Origin of the sequence: Microbacterium gorillae (assembly GCF_050990725.1) — a bacterium.
In the GTDB taxonomy this organism is placed as follows: Bacteria; Actinomycetota; Actinomycetes; order Actinomycetales; family Microbacteriaceae; genus Microbacterium; species Microbacterium gorillae_A.
Genome location: NZ_CP158844.1, coordinates 4,383,692 through 4,402,432, shown reverse-complemented (window position 1 = coordinate 4,402,432; position 18,741 = coordinate 4,383,692). Strand labels below are relative to the sequence as shown.

Sequence of the window (18,741 nt, the reverse complement as noted above, 5' to 3'; positions counted from 1 at the left end):
GAGAACGATTCTCATTAGCGATAGTGTGGGCGCATGACCTCCCGTCGCGCCCTCCTCATCGCTCCGCTCGCCCTCTCGATCGTCGCCCTCGCGGGCTGCTCGACAGCCGCCGGATCTGCGGTGTCCACGGACGACGCGACGAACGACCCGCGTCCCCACGTGTTGGCCACCACGAACGTCTACGCTGATGTCGCTTCGGCGGTCGGCGCAGGCGACGTGGTGGTCGACGCGATCATCACGAACGCCGCGCAGGATCCGCACGAGTACGAGGTCGCTGTCGGCGACAAGCTGCTGGCTAGCCACGCGGACCTGTTCGTCATGAACGGCGGCGGATACGACTCCTACATGCCGAGCCTCGTCCCGGACGGGGCGCCCGTGATCGTCGCGGCTGAGTTTGCTCCGGACGCTCCGGACGAGTTGGAGAACGAGCACGACCACTCGGATCACGCCACCGAGGACGACCACGACCACAACGCCACCGAGTCGGCTGACGACCACGACCACGCGACGGAGAGCGCGGACGACCACGCGACCGACGAGGCTGAGGATCACGACCACGACACTGCGTTCAACGAGCACGTCTGGTACGACCCGGACATCATGCGCGCTGTGGCGGATCAGATCGCCACCGAACTCGGCAAGCTGGACCCGGCGCACGCGTCCGACTTCACGCAGCGAGCGGCGGAGTTCGGCGCGGGAATCGACGAACTCGACACGCAGCTCGCCGAGGCCAAGACGCAGTACGCCGGCAAGAGCATCTTCGTCACCGAGCCTGTGCCGCTGCGGCTTACGGATCGCATGGGTCTCGTCAACGAGACGCCCGCGGAGTTCTCCGAGGCGGTTGAGGAGGGTCAGGACGTTCCGCCCGCCACGCTGCTCGCCTCCCTCAAGATCATCCAGTCCGGTGAGCTGAGCGCTGTTATCGTGAACGCGCAGACCGGCGGATCCGAGACCACCCAGGTGTCGCAGGAAGCCGAGAAGGAGAGCGTCCCCGTGGTGGAGTTCGCCGAGCTGCTGCCCGAGGGGCAGAGCTACCTCAGCTGGATGAAGGCCAACGTCACCGCCCTCACCACCGACCTGGCACGCGGCGCGTGAGTGCTGCATCACCACTGACCACGACACCGCTGCGGATCACCGGCGGCGCGATGCACCGCGCCGATCGGGAGCTGTGGTCGGGGCTGGACCTCACGGTCGAGCCGGGTGAACTGGTCGCCGTGCTCGGCCCGAGCGGCGCTGGCAAGACCAGCCTGCTGCGGGCCGTTCTCGGTCTCGACTCCCTGAGCCGCGGCACGGTCGAGGTGCTGGGGGAGCGGGTCGTGCGCCACGGCAATCGCAAGGTCGGCTACATCCCGCAGCAGCGCCCGCTCCCGGCGGATACCTCGCTGCGCGGCCGTGACCTCGTCGCGCTCGGGGTCAACGGGCACCGCTTCGGCATTCCGCTCCCGCGGCGGGCCGATCGGGAGCGAGTAGATCGGCTGATCGAGGCGGTTGGTGCCACAGCGTTCGCCGATCGCCCCGTGGGCCTGCTCTCCGGCGGCGAGCAGCAGCGGCTCCGCGCCGGCCAGGCGCTCGCGGACGACCCGGGACTCCTGCTCTGCGATGAGCCGCTGACCAGCCTCGACCTCGCCAACCAGCGGGCCGTCGTCTCGTTGATCGACACGTATCGGCGCGAGCATCAGGCCGGCGTGCTGCTGGTCACGCACGACATCAATCCCGTGCTCGAGCACGTCGACCGCATTCTCTATCTGACGCACGGTGGGTTCGTTCTCGGCGAGCCGTCCGAGGTGCTGACCTCCCGGACCCTGTCGGATCTCTACGGCGCCCCGGTCACGGTGCTGAACTCGGACGGCCGACTGGTGGTGCTCGGTGCGCCCGACGCCGCAGAGGCCGCGCATCATCATCACGAGGACCACGCATGAACTGGGATGACATCGGCGAAGCGCTCTGGGGTGGACTGCCCTACTACGGCGAGATCCTCGGTCTCGTGGGCAACTCCCTCTGGGCCGGCGCGATCCTCGGACTCGTGGGCGGGCTCATCGGCATCTTCGTGATGCAGCGCGATATGGCTTTCGCGGTGCACGGCATCAGCGAGCTCTCCTTCGCAGGTGCCGCGGCCGCGCTTCTCATCGGGGCCGATGTCGTCACCGGCTCGATCATCGGCTCGGTTGTCGCGGCAGCAATCATCGGCCTGCTCGGCTCGAAAGCCCGCGATCGCAACTCGATCATCGGCGTGCTCATGCCTTTCGGTCTCGGCCTCGGCATCCTGTTCCTCTCGCTCTACAACGGTCGAAGCGCCACCCGCTTCAGCCTGCTCACCGGGCAGATCGTGTCGGTCGATCAGGGTCAGGTGGTGTGGTTGTCTGCCATCGGGCTCGTCGTGCTGGCGGGGCTCGTGCTGATCTGGCGTCCGCTGCGGTTCGACTCGCTCGACCCGCAGTCCGCCGCGGCCCGGGGTGTTCCCACCACCGCGGTGTCACTCGTCTTCATGCTGCTGCTCGGATTGATCGTGGCCGTGAGCGTGCACATCATCGGCGCGCTGCTCGTGATGGCCCTCGTGGTCACGCCGGCCGCGGCGGCGATGCGCGTGGCCACCGGTCCGATCCTCGTGCCGATGCTGGCCGCCGGTTTCGGCGTGGTCTCCGCCGTCGGCGGCATCCTGCTCGCCGTTGCCGGCACGCTGCCGGTGAGCCCGTACATCACCACCGTCTCGTTCCTCATCTACCTGGTCTGCCGGATCATCGGTCGGCCCGCCGAGCGGCGAGCGCGAATCAAAGGGAACTCCCGAGAGATTGTCGGAGCGGCCGCCTAGGCTCGTTTCATGATGTCTGCCCCCGCCGGCACCGCACGATCTTCGGATCGGGCGGCGCTCGGTCGTGCACCGGAGAAGCGCGGGGGAGCCGGGTATGCGCTGATCATCGGGCTCGGCGTGGTCGCGGCGCTCGTCATCGTCAATCTGCTGGTGCCGCAGTTCCTCGCCTTCCCGGTGGAACGGCGCCTCCAGGACGGACTGACGCTGTCGCTCAGCGTGCTCATCGAGTCGATGCCGTTCGTCCTGCTGGGCGTGCTGTTCTCCATCGCGGTGCAGGTGTGGCTGCCGCCGGGTGTGTTGGAGCGCATGCTGCCGCGTCGTGCGTGGGCGCGTCGGCTCACGCTGTCGCTGCTCGGCATGATCATCCCGGTGTGCGAGTGCGGAAACGTGCCGTTCGCGCGCGGACTGCTGCGGCGCGGCTTCGCGCCGGCGGAGACGCTGACATTCCTGGTGGCCGCCCCCATCGTCAACCCGATCGTCATCATCACCACGCACGCGGCCTTCGGATGGGACGGCGGCATCCTGGTGGTGCGCGTGATCGGCGGATTCGTCATCGCGAACCTCATCGGCTGGCTCTACTCGCGCCAGGACGATCCCGACAAGCTCCTCACCGAGCGCTTCCGTCTCGACCAGCGCGCTGAAGACGCCGTGACGGGCAGCCGCGGACGCCGTTCGCTCGCGCAACTCGTGATCGAACTGCGCGCCGTCATGCCCGCTCTCGTGATCGGCTCCGCCATCGCGGGCGCCGTGCAGGTGCTCATCCCGCGCGACGTGCTGGTGGCCATCGGCTCCAACCCCGTGCTCTCGATCGTGACGATGATCGTCCTCGCGCTCACGGTGGCCCTGTGCTCCAACGTGGACGCCTTCTTCGCGCTGTCGATGGCCACGACCTTCTCCACCGGATCGATCATCGCGTTCCTGCTCGTCGGGCCGATCGTGGACGTGAAGATGCTCGCGCTGATGCGCACGACCTTCTCGGTTCGCGCTCTTGCCGGGATCGTGGTGGTCGTCATCCTCAGCGCCTTCGCGATCGCCCTGGGGGTGAACCTTGTCGGCTGAACGCTCCCGCGTGCTGCACGCGATCGACTCCCGGTGGCTGGGGGTCGGACTCGCTTCTCTCGTCTGCGTGATCACCGTGGGGCTTGCGGTCACCGGGCGGCTCGCGATGTACGTGAACCCCGATGGCGCGTGGTTCACCGTGGGCATGGCGGTACTCGGACTGCTGGCTGCGGCCGGGTCGTTCGCCCTGCCGCTCGGTGCGGAGGAAGATCACGGCCATGATCACGGCGACGCCCATGAGCACGACCACGTGCCTGCCGAACAGGCTCCTCCGGCCGCGCCGCTGACCCGCGCACAGCTGCGAGCGCAGTCCCAGCCAGTCACGCACGCCGCACCGTCGCCGAGCCTTCGGCGCCGCGTGTCGGGGGTTGCCGCCGTGACGGGTGGCGTGCTGGCGACGGCCGTGATGGTGCCGGCGCTCCTGCTCCCACCCGCCGCCCTGTCGGCAGAGCTGGCGATGGAGCGCGATCTCGGCGCTCCGCCGCTGTTCGGTGGTGCGGACGTCGTGGCGCTGGCTACGACGGCCGACTCCGCGAAGTTCGGGGTCGGTGACTGGGCCGCCGCCTTCGCGGGCACCTCCAATCCGGCTGCACTCGCCGGCACCCCGGTCAACCTCGTGGGCTTCGTGGCACCGGCCGCGGATGGCAGCGACGACATCCGGCTCACGCGCCTCGTGGTCACGCACTGCGTGATCGATGCGCAGCCCGCCGCCGTCACCGTGTCGGTGCAGGCCGCCACCGCCAGCATCGACATCGACCTCGCCACCGGCCAGTGGGTGGAGGTCACCGGAACCGTGGAGCAGAGCGGCAGCGGCGTGCTCCTCATCCAGCCCACTGCGGTCACCCCCATCGACCAGCCGACGGACCCGTATGAGTACTGAGCGCAGGTCTCGCGGGCGGTTCCTCATCGCGTTCGCGGGTGTCGTGGTGTTGCTGGCCGTGCTCGTCGGGGCGGGGTCTGTCGTGGCACTCCAGCAGGGCCCGCGGCAGACCGCCGTCAGCGCGGATCCTGCCGCCGCGATCGACACGGCGGGCGCTCGGGTCATCTTCACCACCGATCAGGCGCTCGCGGCCGTCGATCCTGCGCAGGTGAGCGTGTCGCCGGCTGCCGACTTCACCGTCGACACCTCGGGCCGCAGCGTCGGCGTGCGCTTCACCGTGCCGCTGGATCAAGACACCGACTACCGCATCACGATCAGCGATGTCCGCGGCGTCGGCGGCGGTCCCAGCGCCACCCTGGATACCACCGTGAGCACGCCGAAGTCACAGATCTACGTGCTGCAACGCACGACGGGCGCCGACACCATCACTCGGTCCGACATCGATGGGGAGAACGCGAAGATCGTCTTCCTCCACCCGGCGATCGAGGACTTCCGCGAGCTCGACGGGCAACTCGTCGTCTCGGTGATGGAGAACGATCGGGCGGCGCTGCTGATCGTGGACCCTGCCACCGGCGACAGCCGTCGCATCACTCTCCCCGGGATCGGCTACCTCGGCGAACTGCAGGTGTCCGAGCGGTCGGGCCGCATCGGTTTCACCTACTCCGATCGCGAACTCACCGAGACCACGGGCATCAAGAGCCAGCTGTTCCTGACCTCGCTCACCGACGACACGGTCACCGCCGTGTCCACGGGCGGGGAGGCGCCCAGTGTGGACGACTGGGCATTCGTCCCCGATTCGGATGCCGTGCTGATGGTGCCCTTTAGCGGCGACCTCATGCTGGTGGACCCCTCCGGCCGATCCGAACCGGTCCGCTTCGGCACGGCGATCAAGCTGCAGGGACTGTCGCGCGGGACGTACCAGGCCATCGTCGACAAGGTGGACGGCTGGGTGGCGCTCGATCTTCGCTCCGGCACCGAGGAGCCGCTGGTGCTTCCCGAGCTGGCGGGAACCGTCGATGCGATTCTCCCGCTGACGCCGGCCACCACCCTGTGGCATCACACCGAACGCGACGCCGCCGGGATGCCCACCGCCGGCGTGATCTCGGTCTCGGACGCGTCGGGCCAGCTGCGCGAACTGTACCGTCGGGTGGCCGGGGATCCGATCCTGCAGGCCTGTGCGTCCCCGAGCGGGTCGCAGGTGGCGGCGCTGGTGGCGCCCGACTACGCCAACAATCCGTCCGACGGCGCCTACCGCCCGATGCCCACCACCCTGCGGACCGTCATCATCGATGTCGCCAGCGGCGAGGTCATCGGCAACCTTCCCGGATTCGATCTGTCCTGGTGCGAGCGCGGTCCGTTCTGATTGCGCCGTGGGGGAAACTCGGGCCTCACGGCAGCCTCCGGAGATAGGATCTGAGCATGGCTCAGCGGAACACGTGGCAGCGCGAGAGGGTGCGCGAAGCCCTCGGCGATGTGCGGGGCTTCGTCAGCGCTCAGAGCCTGCACGCCACGCTGCGCGACGAGAACACGGGCATCGGCCTGGCAACCGTCTACCGCACGCTGGCCGGTCTCGCCAAGGCGGGCGAGGCTGATTCCCTGCAGAGCCCCGAGGGCGAGTCGCTCTATCGCGCCTGCTCGTCCTCCGGCCACCATCACCACCTCATCTGCCGCTCGTGCGGGCTGACGGTCGAGATCGCGGCGACCGATGTGGAGCAGTGGGCCAAGAACGTCGCCGCCTCGCATGGCTTCGAGCAGGCCGAGCACGTCGTCGACATCTTCGGCCTGTGCGCTGACTGCGCGGCCGCCGCACGAGCCGCGGCCGACGCTCCCGACGGGGCCGATGACGCGGGTCGCTGACGGCCTGCACCTCGCCACTCGCGAGGAGCTGTCGGGGCTGCCCCTCGAGGTGGCGCCCCGGCTCCTGGGCGGCGTCCTGCGCGTAGAGACCGTCGACGGAGCCGTGGCGATCCGCATCACCGAGGTCGAGGCGTATCACGGCCGCGGCACCGGTGACGTTCCCGATCCGGGCTCGCATGCGCGCATGGGGCGTACCGAGCGCAACGCCACGATGTGGGGTGAACCCGGACACCTCTACATCTACCTCAGCCATGGCATCCACTCGTGCGTGAACGTGGTGTGCGGGCCGGACGGCATCGCCGGTGGTGTGCTGCTTCGCGGCGGCGAGGTCGTCGAAGGCGTGGACCTGGCGCGGCGGCGACGTCAGCAGCGCAAACCTGGCGCGGATGGTGCCGTGCGATGCGCTCCCACCATCGCCGATCGGGATCTCGCCCGCGGTCCGGGGCGCTTGGGTCAAGCGATCGGGCTTCGTCATCCGGCCGATGATGGCGTGGATGCCGTGAGCGGCGGACGCGTCTCGCTGCGCCTGCGCAATGACCTGGCGCCGGGGATCACGACGGGTCCGCGGGTCGGCGTCGCGGGCGTCGCGGGCACCTCGGCATACCCGTGGCGTTTCTTCCTCGCAGGCGACCCGACGGTGTCGGTGTTCCGCGCCGGGCGCGGTGCTGTCGAGGCCGCCGCAGCGGGCTGAAACCACTCTTCGGGATACCCGCTCACAGACTCGAGAAACGGGGTGCGGGATCGCCTCCGATCTGCGAGAGTGGACCCGTCCGTGCGATTGCTGAGGAGTCTCCGTGAAGAAATCCATCGTCCGTGCGTGCGCGATCTCGGCGTCAGCCGCGGTTGCTCTCGCTCTCGCCCTGCCTGCGGCCGCGTCGGCGAGTGTTGACACCCCCGAGCTGATCACCCCGACCGCGGGGACCACGCAGCTGAATCTGATCGGGTTCAACGATTTCCACGGCCGCATCCTGGACGCGGAGCGCTTCGCCGCCACCGTGCTGCAGGCGCAGCAGGGCTTCGGTGAGGACAACTCGCTGGTACTGTCCAACGGCGACGCGGTCAGCGCCTCAGTATTCGAGTCGGCCATCCAGAAGGACGCGCCCACGATCGACGCGCTGAACGCCCTCGGCGTCGACAGCTTCACGGTGGGCAACCACGAGTTCGATCACGGCTATGACGACGCGATCGGTCGGATCCAGAACGCCACGAACGGTCCCGACCTCGCGGCCAACGTCACCGACTCGACGGGCGCGCACCCCTTCGACGAGTACGCGATCTTCGACGTCAACGGCACGACGGTGGCCGTCATCGGCGCGGTCACCCAGGAGACTCCGGCGCTCTCGTCGCCGGATTCGGTGGCCGGCCTCACCTTTGGCGACCCCGTTGAGGCGGTCAACCGCGTCGCGGCACAGCTCACCGACGGTGACGCCAGCAACGGCGAGGCGGACGTCCTCATCGCCTCGTACCACGAGGGTGGACCGCAGTCCGACGTGCCCCTCGACGAGAACGAGAAGAGCGCGGTGTTCGCGCACATCGTGAACGACACCGACGCCTCGGTCGCGGCCATCTACACGGCGCACACGCACCAGACGTACGCGTACGACGCGCCGATCCCCGGCCAGAGCGGTACGCGCCCGGTCGTGCAGGCGGGCTCCTACGCCGGCTACATCGGCCAGGTCGTGCTCACCCTCGACGCCGACAAGAAGGTCACCGCATCGTCGTCCTCGGTAGTGCCGACGCTGGCCGCGGACGCGATCCCCGACGACCTGAAGTCTGACCCGCGCGTTCAGCAGGTGGCACAGATCGTGGCCGACGCTGTCGCGAAGGCCGACGTGCTCGGCAACGAGGTGGTCGGTACGCAGACGGGCGACATCACGCGCGCCAAGCAGTACGAGCCGGGCTCCATCACGGTCGACCCCGCGACGGGCGTCACCTCCGGCACCGTTTCGGTACCCGACGACCGGGCCAACGCATCCAACCTCAGCGACCTCGTCGCGCAGTCCATGGTCGAGGTCATCAACGCACGCGGCAACGTCCGCGCAGATATCGCTCTCATGAACCCGGGTGGCGTGCGCGCGGACCTGATCAACGATGACGGCAAGATCACGTACAAGGAAGCCGCCACGGTCGTCCCGTTCGCGAACGACCTCAACGTCGTGACGATCACCACGGAGACGCTGAAAGCCACGCTCGAGCAGCAGTGGCAGCGCAACGTCGACGGCTCGATCCCCTCGCGCCCGTACCTGCAGCTGGGTCTGTCTGACAACCTGACCTACACCTACGATTCGTCGCGGCCTGAGGGCGATCGCATCACGGGCATCTCGCTTTACGGCGTACCGCTCCCTCCCGGGGACAAGCTCAACGTGGCGATGAGTTCATTCCTTGCCGCGGGTGGCGACAACTTCCGTGCGCTGCTCGACAACGAGGGAAACCAGAGTGTCGGCATCATCGATACCGACGCCTTCCCGGCATGGTTCCGGATGGTCTCCGGTGACACGGGCGCTCCGATCGTCCCAGACAACCGTCGTAACGGCATCGAAGTTCAGGGCCTCGTGTCCAACCAGCTCCTGCCTTGCACTGGTCAGAGCATCACCGTTTCGGGTTTCGATCTGGCGTCGCTCGGCTACGTGCAGAACCAGTCCGTGACTGCGACCTTGCGTTACGGCGTGGGATTCCCCGAGTTGGGTACTGCCGTGGTGGACCCCGCAACGCCTAACACGGCAGTGCTGTCCCTCACCGCTCCTGCGGGTGCTGTTGGTGACGCGCAGGTAGAGATCAGTGTGGAGCCCTCCGGCTCTCACGTGACCATTCCCGTCACGGTCGACTGCGCGGTGGCTCCGACCCCGGTGCCGACCGCGGTTCCCAGCAACCCGGCACCCAAGCCCACGCTGGCGGCCACCGGTTCTGACGGATCGCAGGCGCTGACGATCGGCATCATCGCGGTCGTCGTGATCGTGGCCGGCGGTGCCGCGCTGATCATCGCCCGCCTGCGCCGTGCCCGTCGTGAGGCGGACGGTGCGAGCGTCGACTCGTCGGGCTCGTCCACCGATATCTGATCCGATCCACGGCGTCGCCGCGAGCCCATACCGGGCTCGCGGCGTCGCCGTTTTCGAGGCGGTTCGGTGCATGGTTTCCGCCGTGCTAGGATTGCTCTTTGTCTGCGCGCACTCCAGCACGCAGCTCGTTTCCACTCTTCACTCCGCTCATCCGGGCGGATACCGGCGTGGGAGCAGACAAGGGATCTTGGGTGAAGCCGTCCGGCTTCACGGTACAGAAGGAGACACCATGGCCGCAGTGTGCCAGGTGACTGGAGCTGTTCCCGGCTTCGGTCACAACATCAGCCACTCGCACCGCCGGACGAAGCGCCGCTTCGACCCGAACGTGCAGAAGAAGACGTACTTCGTCCCGTCGCTGGGTCGTAAGATCACGCTGAACGTGTCCGCCAAGGGCATCAAGGTGATCGACGCCCGTGGCATCGAGTCCGTCGTGAAGGACCTCATCGCGAAGGGTGTGAAGCTCTAATGGCGAAGAAGGCACAGGACGTACGTCCGATCATCAAGCTCCGTTCGACGGCTGGCACGGGTTACACCTACGTGACCCGCAAGAACCGTCGCAACAACCCCGACCGTATCGTTCTCAAGAAGTACGACCCGGTGATCCGCAAGCACGTCGAATTCCGAGAGGAGCGTTGATCCATGGCTAAGAAGAGCATGATCGCGAAGAACGAGCAGCGTAAGGTCATCGTCGCTCGCTACAACGAGAAGCGTCTGGCGCTGAAGGCGGCCCTCGTGTCGCCGTCGTCGACCGACGAAGAGCGCGAGGCCGCTCGCGTGGGTCTGCAGAAGCTGCCCCGCAACGCTTCGCCGGTGCGCGTCCGCAACCGCGACGTCATCGACGGTCGCCCCCGTGGCCACCTGTCGAAGTTCGGCATCTCGCGTGTTCGCTTCCGCGACATGGCACACCGTGGCGAGCTGCCCGGTGTCACCAAGTCCAGCTGGTAAGCACCCGCAACGCACGAAGGGCGAGTCCGCACGGACTCGCCCTTCGTCGTTCCCGAGGCCTGCTGAGCACCCGCGGGGTCTCGGTGACGTGTGCGGTGCACGTGGGTCGCGTAGGGTGGATCGGCGGCGTCGCATCGGGATGGCGCCGCGAAAGGGGACCCATGATCATCGCTGTCTGCCCTCCGGGGTTCACGAGCAATCCGGCCTTTCCGCTTCTCGTGGGTGGGGCCGTGGTGATCATCGTCCTGGGTGTGGTGCTCGGGATCGTGTCCAAGCGTCGCCGTGCCGGCGCAGGCACCCTCGCGATCGGCATCCTCCTCCTCGCGGGCGGCAGCGTCTTCGCGTCCCCGGCACCTGCGATGGCCGCCGACTGCCCGCCGTCCGCCGCCACATCGACCGAGCCGACCGCGTCGTCGATGCCCGCGGGTCCGACCGGAACCCTCGCGGTGGACCTCGGCAGCATCCACGACCTCTACAACGCGTACCTCACGGCACCGACGCAGATCAAGCTCATCGAGGACAGCGGCAACATCGAGCAGGACGTTCCGCTGCAGGACGCGCTCACCAACTGCCAGACCGACTACTCGGCCCCGGAACCCATCACGATCGCGCTCGTGGACGCCGCGACCGGCCGCGTCGGCTGGGCCGCGCAGATCCCCGCTGACGGGGAGGACGTCGTGGGTCTCGAGGGTGTGCCGCTGGGCGCGTACACGGTGATCCTGCTGCAGCAGCGCAGCGGCCCGGGCGATCCCGTTCCGGACGGTGCCTCCGCCAGCGTCAGCTTCCAGTGGCAGCGGACGTTCCACGAGTGCAACATCACGGCAGAGCGCGGCCAGACGCTGACGCACGGCACCTACGTCGGCGGGAACCCGGGTTCGCTCGTCGCGACCGTCGACGGCACGGGGACCACGGCCACGTTCACCGAAGACACGCTCCAGCAGGTCGTCCGCCTGAACCTCGGCGGCTGATCCGACGCGCGTCAGCCGGTGAATGTGCGGAGAATGTCGCCGCCGAACAGCGAGAACGCCATCACACCTGCCGACAACAGGAGCACACCGACCGTGCCCGCGATCGCCATCACCGACACCCCGCTTCCGCCGAGGCGCTGACCGCGCAGGCCCACGGCCACGCCCGCCCGCGCCGCGAGTTCGCCGGCCTGATCGTCACGGTACTGCTCGGTGCGCGCCGCGAACCGGCGGTGGAACTCCTCGGCGAGCGTGACGGCCGCGGCCATCGTGTCCGGGCGATCGAAGCGCGTGCCGGCCGGCAGATAGACGTACAGGCGATCGGAGACCAGCTCGATCTCCGCGCCGGATCCGAGATCGATCACCCGCGCCATGAGGTCGGGCGTGAAGATGTAGAGCGCATCGCGCTGGTAGCCCTCCGGAACGATCAGCTGGAACACCGACGCGAAATCGCCCTCGAGATCCAGCCGCGCGGCACCGCGACCCAGCCCGAGCGTCGGGATGATGCTGCGGCGCCGGTTCGCCAGCACGATGTGCGGCACCGATGTCGGCAGCGGCAGCTCGATGAAGCCGAACGGGCGCTGGATCGTCGCGCCGTTCTGTCCGCGAGCCACGGAGTGGTGCATGCCGAGCTCGAACGGCATCCGCGGGTCATCGCAGGCCACGACGGCCCGCTCCTGCCCGTGCGCCACGCGCGCGAACGCGGCGCCTGGGCGACGGTTGTCCTCCAGAGAGTCGGCGTAGGCCCAGCCGTTGCTCCAGGCGAAGGCGGCGATCTTCACGCGGCGGCCGAGCAGCACCGCATGCCAGACGAACGACAGCGCTGCGAGCACCGTGTAGCCGATGACGAAGAGCCCGAGAATCGGTGCCACCGTCAGGAAGTCGGAGCTCAGGAGCCACCACAGCCCCACGAGCATCGCGGCGGCGAACAGCAGCACCGCAACGAGCAGAACGAGGAAGCGGCGATACAGCGGGGTGCGACACATCCTCTCGTAGGTGAGGATGTCCCGCAGCCCGGCGCTGTGCCGCAGCGCTCCGAGGTCGACGCTTACAGGCTCCACGGCAGCGTGGTCCACGGGCCGTTGCGCTTCGCGGTGGCCGCCGCCTGGAAGTCGTTGCTTCCCTCGAACTTCTCGAACGACTTCTCGTCGACGTTGCCGTCGCTCCAATGCATCACACGACCGACGTTGTAGCTCAGACCGAAGTCCGCCCACGACGAGAACGCGGGGCGCGCCTCCTCGTTGATGCGGTGGATGATTTGACGCGCCTCGGGGATGTCGCCGTACCCGAGCGCCACGCCCCACGTCGTCATGCCGACGGCCTGCCCGAACGCGTAACCGTCAAGGGTCTTCACGTACAGGTCGGGGGTCACGATGTCCTTCCCCACGCGCTTGCGGATCTGCGCCTCGGTGTACTCGATCGACGTGACGAAGGTGCGCGCATCGCGCTTGTCGCCGCCCTCGGTGACGATCGCGTTCAGCCATTCCTTCGCCTTGGGCGCGCGGCCCAGGCGCTCACCGAGCTGTGCGCGCACGGCCAGGTAGAGCACCCACATCTCCCGGCGACGGCGCACGGTCATCAGGCGCTCGATGTTGTCGAGCCAGTCCTGGCGGTTGTAGACACTCCACTGCTCGATCAGCACCTTCTTCTCGCGATCCCCCAGCGCGGAGGCGGTGGGATCGTTCCAGTGGCCCGAGGGGAGGTTCACGATCTGCAGGAACCCGAGCGCGATCTCGTTCGCTTCGCGATCGTTCGTGGAGAAGCGTTCGTCCGCCTTGACCTTCGACGCCGGGAGGATCCAGATCACGAGGAAGAACAGCACCACGGCGCCGACGATCGCCCACACCCACCACTGGGCGACGAGCCATTCGAGGATGGAGCCGAGATCGTTGAGGTCGAGGCGGGCGACAGGGCGCATGAAACATCTCCGGGGGAAAGACTTAGCTTGAACGATCGTTCAGTGATTAACGTATACGGCAGAGCTTCGCGGGGAAAGCTCGACGGTCTTGCAGGAGGAGGTGGCCGCATGGCACGTTCCGAAGAGCACAACAGGCAAGCCCGAGAGCGCGCGCGAGAAGCCCTCCTGGAAGCCGCGATCACGCTGTTCGCCGAGCGCGGGGTCGCGGGGGCGAGCATCGCGGAGATCACGCGTCGTGCGGGTGTGGCGCAGGGACTCGTCAGCTATCACTTCGGGGGCAAGGATCAGCTCATCTCCGCCGTGATCGACCGCTGGTTCGAAACGGTGATCGGTTTCTCTCAGGTCGAGGGCACGCCCGACGAGGCGCTCGCCGCGGTGATCGACGGTGCCCTTCTCGCCACGGCGTTTGCGGTGCCGTTGCAGCGAGCCGTCCTGGCGATGCAGCTGCAGCCGGCCACGCATCGCCTGTTCGCGGAATCGGAAGAGCGTCATGCCGTCGGGGCCGCTGCGGCGGAAGACGCCGTGCGCGCCATCTTCCGCGGCCGCGGTGCCGCGGACCCGAGTCTGGAAGAGGTCATGCTGCGCAGCACGCTCGAGGGCGTGTTCGTGAAGTTCGCGGTGTTCGGCGACACGTACCCCCTGGAAGACGCGCGGCGCTGGCTGCATCGCCTCTACGGCCTTCCCGAGCCCACCCTCCCGCTGCCGCTGAGTCTGCCGCCGCGCGCATCGGAACTGCGGCCGCGGGCGACGCCGGCCGACTGAACTTCTCGTGTTTCGGCGGGCGTGACCTGCCGTGACGCTGTGTTGCACCTCGGCGGGCGAGCACGGGCCGAGGCTCCTACGGTGGCTGATGCCGCGCTTTTCTGCGGTCAGCTCCAGCCGAGAAGGACCATCCCCCCATGAGCCAGACAACAGCTCGACAGAAGGCGTCCGATACCCGCGGGCCGGTACGCAAGCTCCTCACATCGTTCGGATTCCAGATCCTCGTCGCCCTGATCCTCGGTGTCGTCGCCGGTCTGATCGGCAAGCAGCTGGGGCCGGATGAGGCGGGCGGCGCGAACGGACTGGCCGCCACGCTGGCCACGATCGGCTCCTCCTACGTCACCCTGCTGAAGGCCGCCGTGATCCCCCTGGTGTTCACGGCGATCGTGGCGAGCATCTCCAATCTCCGTCGGGTGCAGAATGCCGCGCGCCTGGCCGGTCAGACCCTGCTGTGGTTCGCGATTACCGCCTTCATCGCGGTGATCATCGGCATCGTGCTCGGCGTCACCGTGCAGCCCGGTGCGCGCGCCGGCGAGGGTCTGACCCCGTCCGACCCGTACGCCGTGGGCACGTGGTGGAACTTCCTCACCGGTCTTGTTCCGCAGAACTTCCTCGGCCTCACCGCCTCCACCTCGCTCGACGTCGAGGCCGGTCGTGCCACCACCAGCATCGGCTTCAACGTGCTGCAGATCATCGTGGTGGCGGTGGCCGTCGGAATCGCGGCGATCAAGGTGGGGCGTCGTGCTGAGCCGTTCCTCGCCTTCACCGAGTCGTTGCTCAAGGTGATCCAGCGCGTGCTGTGGTGGATCATCCGCGTCGCCCCGATCGGAACCTTCGGTCTCATCGGCAACGCGGTGATCCAGTACGGCTGGGACAAGCTCACCTCGCTCGCCTGGTTCGCCGGTGCCATCTATGTGGGCCTCGCGATCGTGCTGTTCGTGGTCTACCCGGTCCTGATCAAGACCCACGGCCTCTCCATCAAGCAGTACTTCACGGGTGTGTGGCCGGCGGTCACCGTCGCGTTCTTCTCCCGCTCGTCCATCGGCACGCTGCCGGTCACGGAGCGCGTCACCGAGCGCAACCTCGGTGTGCCGAGCTCTTACGCCTCCTTCGCGGTGCCGCTCGGGGCCACCACGAAGATGGACGGCTGCGCGGCGATCTACCCGGCTATCGCGGCGATCTTCGTGGCACAGTTCTACGGCATCGAGCTGTCCTTCGTGCAGTACCTGCTGATCATCCTGGTGTCGGTGGTCGGCTCTGCCGCGACGGCCGGTACGACGGGTGCGGTCGTGATGCTCACGCTGACGCTCTCGACCCTGGGCCTGCCGCTGGACGGCGTGGGCCTGCTCCTCGCGATCGATCCGATCCTGGACATGGGCCGCACCGCGGTGAACGTCGCGGGCCAGGCGCTCGTTCCCACGATCGTCGCGAAGCGCGAGGGCATCCTCGACGTCGACCTCTACAACGCCCAGCGCGAGGGGCTGCCATTCGCGGACGACAGCGCTGACGAGGAGGCGGAGACGCCGGCGCAGGCCTCGGAGGGCGAACCCGCGAAGGTCTGATGCGACACATGAAGGAGGCCGGGGTGTGAGCCCCGGCCTCCCTCATGTGCACTGCTCACGGCGCGGCAGGCGGTGCCGGCGGCTGTAGCGGAACGCGGCTGTGGGTCGCGTCCGTGTCGCCCGCGGGACGGGGCCCACTCGTGATCTCCTTGCCCACCCGCGTCTCCAGGATGCTCACCGCCTCGTCCGACAGCACGAGGAGTCCGTCCAGTTCCTCGCGCACCCGGCGGTACGCCACCTGCCGCTCCGCCGCCGTGGCCGACTTGTCCACCGCTGTCTTCAGCAGCTGCTGGGCGCGCTCCAGGCGCCGTCGCTCCTCTTCGGTGAACCCGGTGTCCCGAACACGGCGAGCGTTCTGCTCGGCCACGTCGAACTTCACGGCGAAGTCGGTGACCGCCTCACGGTAGTCGGCGAACTGCTCCGGCGTGATCCACGCATCCGCCGTGACCGGCCGGAGCCGGTCGGCCACGCGCTTGGCCCGGAGGAAGGCCGCCGTCAGCGGCTCTCGTCCGTCGCTCATCGCCGGGAAGGCGATGGTCTTGGCCACATCGAGCTCATAGTCCAGCCAGCGTCCGGTAACGTCGTCATGTTCGTCGATGAGGCGCTGCACGTTCTCACGGGTGACGTCTTCGTTTGTCGCCGGCGTCGCCGCACGCGACTCCAGGAATCCGGGTGGGAACTCGCCGCGCTTCGCCGCCATCAGCTCCAACTTGCGCTCGTGGCGCTCCCGCTCCTCTTTCTTGCCCCCGCCGAACGTGTAGTACGCGGCGGTGGCAAGCCCGAACAGAGGGAAGATCATCCACCAGTACTTGTCGAAGAGGTCGAGGAAGTCCATGCTTCAGCCTAGATCGAGGGAGGGGTGAGCGTCACGGAGTCGTGACGGATGTCACGCGATCATGCGGCGCAACGGCAGGTATGACAGCGCCGCCAACACCACGGTGAGTGCCAGGCCGATCACCGTCCAGCCCCACAGGCCGATCGACGCGATCCCCTCGAACATCGCGACCCAGAACCCGAACTTGATGGCGACGAAACCGAGCGCCAGCAGGAGCGCGATGATGCCCAGCAGCACGACCAGCATCATCGTGCGACCCCACCGCCGATAGATGACGGTGAACACGAATCCGAGCGTGAACAGCAGCATCATGGCGGTGAAGTACGTCAGTGCCTGCAGCCAGGGGCTCGCGTCCCACAGTCCCGGGATGCGGAAGAAGCGGCCGTTGAGACCCCACCCGTTGGTGGCCTCCTCGATGTAGCCGCCGACGGTGAAGATCAGGGACATGCCGAGGCTGGAGAGCACGGCGATGGCCATCGTGCCGAGATAGAAGTCCCGACGGGTGACACTCATCGCCTGCGAGAACGGGAACGTCAGCACGAGGGCGTAGATGCCGGCGCCCATGAAGTACCACATCGGGGCGACCGGGGCGCCGCCGGCGAACTTGTACCCCAGTGCCGGTGTGACCGGGATGATGGCGAAGATGCCCAGCGACAGCACGAAGCAACCGGCGAGGATGATCAGCGGGATGCCGATGAAGGTCATCTTGTTGAGGTTCTGCAGGCGCACGACCTTGAGGATGCGGTCCATCAGCGCACCTCCTCCTTCTGCGTGAGACGGACGACGAGTTGCTGCAGCGACACCGGTGCGATGTCCAGACCTGCGGCGATGAGGCGGTCGCGCTCGGCGGCGTCGAGCGCTCCGAGCACGGTGGCGGAGGTGACGCGACCGAGACTCTCGGTGTGCAGCACCTCGCGTCCGCTGGTGAAGTCGGCCACCGCGGACGCGTCGCCCACGACAGTGACGGCACGGCCGCGCAGATCGTCGGCGGAGGCATCGATCAGCACGCGCCCCTGATCCAGCACGATGACGTGTTCGAGGAGGTTCGCGACCTCGTCGATCAGGTGGCTGGACAGCACGATCGTGCGCGGACGCTCGGCGTAGTCCTCCAGCAACCGGTCGTAGAAGATCTGACGGGCGACAGCATCGAGACCGAGGTACGGCTCGTCGAAGAACGTGATCTCCGCGCGGGCCGCGAGACCGATGATCACACCGACAGCGGACAGCTGACCGCGGGAGAGCTTCTTGATGCGTCGATTCATCGGCAGGCGGAAGGACTTCACCAGGTCGTCGGCGAGTGCCTGATCCCAGTTCGGGAAGAACATGCGTGCGGCGGCGAACGCCTGACCCGGCTTGAAGTCGTCGGGGTACTTCTGGCTTTCGCGGACGAAGCACATGCGCCCGAGCACAGGAGCGTTCTCGTATGGATCCTCGCCGTACACGCGCACATCGCCGGTGCTGGCGAAGTTCTGGGCGGTGATGATCGACATGAGGGTGGACTTGCCGGCGCCGTTGCGTCCCAGCAGTCCGTAGATGGTGTCCTTCTCAAGGGAGAGGGTGACATCGGCCAGCGCGACTGTCTCGCGGTAGGTCTTGCCGAGGTCCCGGGTCTCGATGACGGCGGTCATCGGGTTGTCCTTTCGTCTGTGCCGGAGATGCTCTCCCCGGCGCGGGAACGGATGAGTGCGGCCACGTCTGCCGCAGTGAGGCCGAGCTTGTCGGCCTCGGCCAGCAGCGGGCCGATGAAACGGTCGGCGAACGCCGTGCGGCGTTCGGTGAGGAGGGCGTCGCGAGCGCCCTCGGCCACGAACATCCCGACACCGCGGCGCTTGAGGAGGACACCCTTGTCGACGAGCATGTTCACTCCTTTCGCGGCCGTGGCCGGGTTGATGCGGTGGAAGGCGGCGAGTTCGTTCGTCGACGGTGCCTGACTGCCCTCGGGCAGGCTGCCGTCGACGATCGAGTCCTCGACCATCTCGGCGATCTGCACGAAGATCGGCTTCCCGTCGTCGATCACGTCCACCTCCGGTGTGTTGGTTAGTTACTCGACTAATGAACCATGGAAGTGGGCGCGTGTCAACACCGAAGTGCGC

21 protein-coding genes are annotated in these 18,741 nt (G+C 67.8%); 15 read left to right on the top strand and 6 right to left on the bottom strand.

The features are described from left to right. Positions 1 to 33 precede the first annotated feature (33 nt). The 13 genes from ABTV68_RS20240 (at position 34) to ABTV68_RS20180 (ending at position 11,574) form a co-directional block, all read left to right on the top strand. Positions 34 to 1,095 carry a metal ABC transporter solute-binding protein, Zn/Mn family gene (locus ABTV68_RS20240; RefSeq protein ID WP_433675459.1) on the top strand — a complete coding sequence of 354 codons (1,062 nt, stop codon included), beginning with the start codon at positions 34 to 36 and terminating at the stop codon, positions 1,093 to 1,095. A 50-nt stretch (positions 1,096 to 1,145) separates the two neighbouring features. After that, positions 1,146 to 1,919: a metal ABC transporter ATP-binding protein gene (locus tag ABTV68_RS20235; RefSeq protein WP_433677657.1), complete on the top strand. Its 774-nt coding sequence runs from the start codon at positions 1,146 to 1,148 to the stop codon at positions 1,917 to 1,919. Continuing rightward, complete coding sequence (locus tag ABTV68_RS20230) at positions 1,916 to 2,809, top strand: metal ABC transporter permease (RefSeq protein WP_433675458.1); 894 nt, start codon at positions 1,916 to 1,918, stop codon at positions 2,807 to 2,809. Before ABTV68_RS20235 ends, ABTV68_RS20230 begins: the two co-directional genes overlap by 4 nt. 9 nt (positions 2,810 to 2,818) lie before the next feature. Beyond that, on the top strand, positions 2,819 to 3,868 hold the full coding sequence (locus tag ABTV68_RS20225) for a permease (RefSeq protein WP_433675457.1): 1,050 nt from the start codon (positions 2,819 to 2,821) through the stop codon (positions 3,866 to 3,868). After that, positions 3,858 to 4,748, top strand: coding sequence for a TIGR03943 family putative permease subunit (locus ABTV68_RS20220; protein ID WP_433675456.1), 891 nt, complete (start codon positions 3,858 to 3,860; stop codon positions 4,746 to 4,748). Before ABTV68_RS20225 ends, ABTV68_RS20220 begins: the two co-directional genes overlap by 11 nt. After that, on the top strand, positions 4,738 to 6,111 hold the full coding sequence (locus ABTV68_RS20215; protein ID WP_433675455.1) for a hypothetical protein: 1,374 nt from the start codon (positions 4,738 to 4,740) through the stop codon (positions 6,109 to 6,111). Before ABTV68_RS20220 ends, ABTV68_RS20215 begins: the two co-directional genes overlap by 11 nt. A gap of 56 nt (positions 6,112 to 6,167) precedes the next feature. Continuing rightward, entirely contained in the window at positions 6,168 to 6,605 is a 438-nt protein-coding gene (locus ABTV68_RS20210; RefSeq protein WP_433675454.1) for a Fur family transcriptional regulator, read from the top strand. Further along, on the top strand, positions 6,589 to 7,296 hold the full coding sequence (locus ABTV68_RS20205; protein WP_433675453.1) for a DNA-3-methyladenine glycosylase: 708 nt from the start codon (positions 6,589 to 6,591) through the stop codon (positions 7,294 to 7,296). The genes ABTV68_RS20210 and ABTV68_RS20205 overlap by 17 nt, the downstream gene beginning before the upstream one ends. A gap of 103 nt (positions 7,297 to 7,399) precedes the next feature. After that, positions 7,400 to 9,661 carry a bifunctional metallophosphatase/5'-nucleotidase gene (locus ABTV68_RS20200; RefSeq protein ID WP_433675452.1) on the top strand — a complete coding sequence of 754 codons (2,262 nt, stop codon included), beginning with the start codon at positions 7,400 to 7,402 and terminating at the stop codon, positions 9,659 to 9,661. Between the two features lie 229 nt (positions 9,662 to 9,890). After that, a complete protein-coding gene (gene rpmB / locus ABTV68_RS20195) occupies positions 9,891 to 10,127 on the top strand; it encodes a 50S ribosomal protein L28 (RefSeq protein WP_055987914.1) in 237 nt (78 codons plus the stop codon). Continuing rightward, positions 10,127 to 10,297, top strand: a complete 171-nt coding sequence (gene rpmG / locus ABTV68_RS20190; RefSeq protein ID WP_005051772.1) for a 50S ribosomal protein L33 — start codon at positions 10,127 to 10,129, stop codon at positions 10,295 to 10,297. Before rpmB ends, rpmG begins: the two co-directional genes overlap by 1 nt. 3 nt (positions 10,298 to 10,300) lie before the next feature. Next, positions 10,301 to 10,606 (top strand): 30S ribosomal protein S14, encoded by a 306-nt coding sequence (gene rpsN / locus ABTV68_RS20185; RefSeq protein WP_231092838.1) that lies wholly within the window; start codon positions 10,301 to 10,303, stop codon positions 10,604 to 10,606. 161 nt (positions 10,607 to 10,767) lie between these two features. Beyond that, a complete protein-coding gene (locus ABTV68_RS20180) occupies positions 10,768 to 11,574 on the top strand; it encodes a hypothetical protein (RefSeq protein WP_433675451.1) in 807 nt (268 codons plus the stop codon). 11 nt (positions 11,575 to 11,585) lie between these two features. Here the strand turns inward: ABTV68_RS20180 and ABTV68_RS20175 are convergent, their stop codons facing one another. After that, the gene (locus ABTV68_RS20175; protein ID WP_433675450.1) at positions 11,586 to 12,647 is read right to left on the bottom strand and encodes a hypothetical protein; all 1,062 of its coding nucleotides are present in this window, start codon (positions 12,645 to 12,647) and stop codon (positions 11,586 to 11,588) included. Then, positions 12,620 to 13,489: a DUF1266 domain-containing protein gene (locus ABTV68_RS20170; RefSeq protein WP_433675449.1), complete on the bottom strand. Its 870-nt coding sequence runs from the start codon at positions 13,487 to 13,489 to the stop codon at positions 12,620 to 12,622. Before ABTV68_RS20170 ends, ABTV68_RS20175 begins: the two co-directional genes overlap by 28 nt. A gap of 108 nt (positions 13,490 to 13,597) precedes the next feature. Between ABTV68_RS20170 and ABTV68_RS20165 the strand changes: the two genes are divergently transcribed. Together ABTV68_RS20165 and ABTV68_RS20160 are read left to right on the top strand one after the other, a co-directional pair. Beyond that, on the top strand, positions 13,598 to 14,251 hold the full coding sequence (locus ABTV68_RS20165) for a TetR/AcrR family transcriptional regulator (RefSeq protein ID WP_433675448.1): 654 nt from the start codon (positions 13,598 to 13,600) through the stop codon (positions 14,249 to 14,251). 137 nt (positions 14,252 to 14,388) lie between these two features. Further along, entirely contained in the window at positions 14,389 to 15,813 is a 1,425-nt protein-coding gene (locus tag ABTV68_RS20160; RefSeq protein WP_433675447.1) for a dicarboxylate/amino acid:cation symporter, read from the top strand. A 55-nt stretch (positions 15,814 to 15,868) separates the two neighbouring features. Here ABTV68_RS20160 and ABTV68_RS20155 read toward each other — a convergent pair whose 3' ends face one another. The 4 genes from ABTV68_RS20155 to ABTV68_RS20140 are packed head-to-tail and all read right to left on the bottom strand — an operon-like array spanning position 15,869 to position 18,665. After that, positions 15,869 to 16,648, bottom strand: coding sequence for a hypothetical protein (locus ABTV68_RS20155; protein WP_433675446.1), 780 nt, complete (start codon positions 16,646 to 16,648; stop codon positions 15,869 to 15,871). Positions 16,649 to 16,699: 51 nt separating this feature from the next. After that, on the bottom strand, positions 16,700 to 17,398 hold the full coding sequence (locus ABTV68_RS20150) for a hypothetical protein (protein WP_433675445.1): 699 nt from the start codon (positions 17,396 to 17,398) through the stop codon (positions 16,700 to 16,702). Beyond that, positions 17,398 to 18,276: an ABC transporter ATP-binding protein gene (locus ABTV68_RS20145; RefSeq protein WP_433675444.1), complete on the bottom strand. Its 879-nt coding sequence runs from the start codon at positions 18,274 to 18,276 to the stop codon at positions 17,398 to 17,400. The genes ABTV68_RS20150 and ABTV68_RS20145 overlap by 1 nt, the downstream gene beginning before the upstream one ends. Further along, on the bottom strand, positions 18,273 to 18,665 hold the full coding sequence (locus ABTV68_RS20140) for a GntR family transcriptional regulator (protein WP_433677656.1): 393 nt from the start codon (positions 18,663 to 18,665) through the stop codon (positions 18,273 to 18,275). The genes ABTV68_RS20145 and ABTV68_RS20140 overlap by 4 nt, the downstream gene beginning before the upstream one ends. Positions 18,666 to 18,741: the final 76 nt, after the last annotated feature.

Coding starts and splice junctions, on each gene's coding strand:
- ABTV68_RS20160 (WP_433675447.1), top strand. CDS start 14,389: ATGAGCCAGACAACAGCTCGACAGAAGGCGTCCGATACCCGCGGGCCG.
- ABTV68_RS20240 (WP_433675459.1), top strand. CDS start 34: ATGACCTCCCGTCGCGCCCTCCTCATCGCTCCGCTCGCCCTCTCGATC.
- ABTV68_RS20165 (WP_433675448.1), top strand. CDS start 13,598: ATGGCACGTTCCGAAGAGCACAACAGGCAAGCCCGAGAGCGCGCGCGA.
- ABTV68_RS20145 (WP_433675444.1), bottom strand. CDS start 18,276: ATGACCGCCGTCATCGAGACCCGGGACCTCGGCAAGACCTACCGCGAG.
- rpsN (WP_231092838.1), top strand. CDS start 10,301: ATGGCTAAGAAGAGCATGATCGCGAAGAACGAGCAGCGTAAGGTCATC.
- ABTV68_RS20230 (WP_433675458.1), top strand. CDS start 1,916: ATGAACTGGGATGACATCGGCGAAGCGCTCTGGGGTGGACTGCCCTAC.
- ABTV68_RS20170 (WP_433675449.1), bottom strand. CDS start 13,489: ATGCGCCCTGTCGCCCGCCTCGACCTCAACGATCTCGGCTCCATCCTC.
- ABTV68_RS20225 (WP_433675457.1), top strand. CDS start 2,819: ATGATGTCTGCCCCCGCCGGCACCGCACGATCTTCGGATCGGGCGGCG.
- ABTV68_RS20210 (WP_433675454.1), top strand. CDS start 6,168: ATGGCTCAGCGGAACACGTGGCAGCGCGAGAGGGTGCGCGAAGCCCTC.
- rpmB (WP_055987914.1), top strand. CDS start 9,891: ATGGCCGCAGTGTGCCAGGTGACTGGAGCTGTTCCCGGCTTCGGTCAC.
- ABTV68_RS20150 (WP_433675445.1), bottom strand. CDS start 17,398: ATGGACCGCATCCTCAAGGTCGTGCGCCTGCAGAACCTCAACAAGATG.
- ABTV68_RS20235 (WP_433677657.1), top strand. CDS start 1,146: ATGCACCGCGCCGATCGGGAGCTGTGGTCGGGGCTGGACCTCACGGTC.
- rpmG (WP_005051772.1), top strand. CDS start 10,127: ATGGCGAAGAAGGCACAGGACGTACGTCCGATCATCAAGCTCCGTTCG.
- ABTV68_RS20155 (WP_433675446.1), bottom strand. CDS start 16,648: ATGGACTTCCTCGACCTCTTCGACAAGTACTGGTGGATGATCTTCCCT.
- ABTV68_RS20205 (WP_433675453.1), top strand. CDS start 6,589: ATGACGCGGGTCGCTGACGGCCTGCACCTCGCCACTCGCGAGGAGCTG.
- ABTV68_RS20215 (WP_433675455.1), top strand. CDS start 4,738: ATGAGTACTGAGCGCAGGTCTCGCGGGCGGTTCCTCATCGCGTTCGCG.
- ABTV68_RS20180 (WP_433675451.1), top strand. CDS start 10,768: ATGATCATCGCTGTCTGCCCTCCGGGGTTCACGAGCAATCCGGCCTTT.